Origin of the sequence: Bacillus cereus group sp. BfR-BA-01524 (assembly GCF_022662595.1) — a bacterium.
Classification (GTDB): domain Bacteria; phylum Bacillota; class Bacilli; order Bacillales; family Bacillaceae_G; genus Bacillus_A; species Bacillus_A thuringiensis_S.
Genome location: NZ_JAKUDW010000197.1, coordinates 1 through 3163 on the forward strand (window position 1 = coordinate 1; position 3163 = coordinate 3163).

The following is a 3163-nucleotide window of genomic DNA, read 5'->3' on the forward strand; positions in this document are numbered from 1 at the left end:
AAATGGTTTTGTTATAGCTAAAAGGTAACAATGCTTGTTACCTTTTAAACAAATTGTTAATTCGCTAAAGTAATTTTATAAAAAGTGTTATAGTTTATTTAAAATTCTAGAAAGGTTGTATACAGAATTGTGCATTGACCAACATCTTCAAATCCTTCAAATTAAAGAAAATAATATTGTATCTAAATCTAATACATTAATTGAGGCTAATTCGCGCTTGAATTTGGTCGAACAGAAAATCATTTTATGTCTAGCTAGTAATATAGAACCTAATGATAAAGATTTTAAAACATACCGATTTCCCATAAGAAAGTTTCATCACTTACTTGGATTAAAAGGTTCTACCAAATACACAGAGTTAAGTAAAATAACCAAGGAATTATTATCAAAAGTAATTGAAATACGTGTTGGAGAAGAAGTTATACAAGTCTCTTGGCTATCTTCTGCAATTTATAATAAGAATAAAGGTATTATTGATATGCGTTTTGATCCATTGTTAAAACCATTTTTATTAGAACTAAGTAGTAAATTTACGAGCTATAAGTTAACCAATATTGTTAAATTGAAAAGCACATATGCTATAAGACTTTATGAATTACTTAAGCAATATGAGGATATAAAAGAACGTACAATTAGCCTTGAAAATTTGAGATATTATTTAGACGCGATAGATTTATATACTAAATATGGGAACTTTAAACAAAGAGTTTTAATTCCATCTCAAGTTGAATTAATGAAAAAAACGGATATTTCATTTGAATTTGAGGAAATAAAATTCGGAAGAAAAGTACAAAAAATAAAATTTATTATTCGGAGTAGAAAAGAGAAAAAGCAAACCATTATAAATGTTTCCCGAAGTTCAGATGAAGTTAAATCGCCAAATCTATTTGAAGAAAGGATAAAATTGTTTGAAGAGAAATGTAAAGAAAGCGTGTTACCTCATGTATTAAGAAAATGGAGTGAGCATAAAGAACTAGTGCTAGAAATAATTGAAGAAATACAATTTCGTTCAGATATTATTTCTCCAATAGGCTACGTAGAGTATATGCTTAATTCAAGAATAAATAAATTATTACATAAAAATTCTAAAAGTCAAAAGAGAGAAGAGACTGCAGGACTTAGTGAAATCGAAAAAATTTTGGGTTCAGTAGTTAAGAAATATTCACTATCAACAGGGGCTATAGCTACATTTTTGGTTGAAGAGAATGCTATTAAAGAATTATCTAGGTTGTGTACTGTTGAAGAAGCTAGAGAGATATGGAAGGTGCACGAAAAAAATATTATGGAGAGAATATATAAATGTTTAAAGCAGAATAGACGGAAAAAATATTAATTGAACGAGTTAAGCTTTAATATTTATAAGATAGAATCAAGTATCTCATTATTTAAAAGGTATTTTTGAGAGTGATTTTTAGTGTGGAAAATTTGAACTTCCGAAATTTGTAAACCATATTTAATTAATAAAGTGGGATGATAAATATGAAAAAGCTTATGTTACCAGGGGTTTTAGGGTTTTTGATTTCTGTAGGGATAATTTCGTATTACGTTGTTACGGAAAATAAAGAAATTAATCTAGGTATTTCGAATTCTGGGAATTCTATTAAAAATGAAAAAGATCAAGACTATATAATAGGCTATGTTAAAGAGCTTCTTAGAGAAGAAGAATTTGAAATTGCAAAATCTGAACCTAAAAGATCTGACTTTGTAAGAGTGGAATATATTAAGGAAAATGGAATTAAAAAAGATGTTAAAGTCGAGTTAACAAAGGGGCAAAGATTTAATTTAGGTGAAAGGGTTAAGGTGGAGAATAAGAATAAATGGGAAGCAGATGGAAAGGCTATTGATAATATTGAAATATACTAATAAAAATACTGAAATTCTTGTGTCGTATAACGAACAACGTCGGTAATGAATAAGATTTTCTATAGTTAATGGAATTAGAGAAAGCGATGTTCTTTCCTTAGTTTGACTGTCCATATAATTGTAGAGCATTAAATCTAAAAGATATATGAAAATTGGTATGAATTTATACCAATTTTCATTAATACAAGCATAGATGATGAGGATAAAGTGGTAATGCTATGAGAATTACAAATACCTCTTGCTATATGAGTTATTTATTCAAACCGCAATAATCCATATTTATAAGCTGGATTAGGGGGAATAAGAATTGAAAAACAATCAATTCAAAATAATTGAGGCCGCAAAAGAAGGAAGAAGAAAAGTGCATCCTATATTAGCTGTAATAATAGCTATTCTATTTTTAACTATTGGTCAACTTTTTACACTATTTTTCCCGTTCCTACCGATAGTAGAAACATCATTTATGAGTCCTATTTATAATAACGTTAAGTTGATATTAACATTTGGTGGGGCTATATTTTTTGTTTTTCTATGGGTTAGATTTATAGAAAAGAGGCCATTCGAATCAATCGGTTTTTGGAAAGAAAACTCCACGATAAAGTATTTTAAAGGTGCATTCACAGGGTTTATATTTATCTCAATACCAGTGGTTTTACTTGTATTAATGGGGAATGTACATTTACAAATGCAACAAATTACATTAGCAGGTATACTTGTGATTATGGGGTCATTAGTTACTTTTTTAATACAAGGTGCAGCTGAGGAAGTTGTTATACGAGGTTGGTTATTGCCAATTCTCTCAATCAGAAGTCGTTTATGGATTGGAGTTTTAGTTACTTCCTTTCTATTTGGTTTTATACATTTGTTAAATCCTAATATCACCATTTTATCTATATTGAATATAGTGATAGTTGGTGTGTTTGCTGCTTTTTATGTTTTAAAGAATAATAATCTTTGGGGAATATGTGCATGGCATTCTATTTGGAATTGGGCACAGTATAATATCTACGGTTTTACGGTTAGTGGTATGCCAATTTACTCCACACCTATTTTTAAACCTGTAACAAATGGATCAGAAGTACTTCACGGAGGTCCATTTGGAATCGAAGGTAGTATTGTTACAACAATGATGTTCTTAATTGTTTCTTTAGTTCTTTGGAAACAGCTGTGGATAAAGAAAAATATTAGCTAATGATAGAGAGTAAGGGCCGTAAAGTATTTTTATACTCTAGTTCCTACAATTACTGCTTGAATTAATTGAGGGAACTAGAGATATAAGAATTTCATTGAAATTTGTTAC

Annotated in this window: 3 protein-coding genes; all 3 read left to right on the plus strand. The window is 29.1% G+C overall.

The window, feature by feature from the left end; genetic code table 11:
* Positions 1–127: 127 nt before the first annotated feature.
* Positions 128–1333 carry a replication initiation protein gene (locus MR170_RS30165; protein ID WP_242310557.1) on the plus strand — a complete coding sequence of 402 codons (1206 nt, stop codon included), beginning with the start codon at positions 128–130 and terminating at the stop codon, positions 1331–1333.
* A gap of 146 nt (positions 1334–1479) precedes the next feature.
* Positions 1480–1863 (plus strand): hypothetical protein, encoded by a 384-nt coding sequence (locus tag MR170_RS30170; RefSeq protein WP_242310559.1) that lies wholly within the window; start codon positions 1480–1482, stop codon positions 1861–1863.
* Between the two features lie 307 nt (positions 1864–2170).
* On the plus strand, positions 2171–3055 hold the full coding sequence (locus MR170_RS30175; RefSeq protein ID WP_242310561.1) for a CPBP family intramembrane glutamic endopeptidase: 885 nt from the start codon (positions 2171–2173) through the stop codon (positions 3053–3055).
* Positions 3056–3163 lie beyond the last annotated feature (108 nt).

What these genes read in the sequence shown, in the direction of transcription:
- MR170_RS30170 (WP_242310559.1), top strand. Translation starts at nt 1,480, where the DNA reads ATGAAAAAGCTTATGTTACCAGGGGTTTTAGGGTTTTTGATTTCTGTA.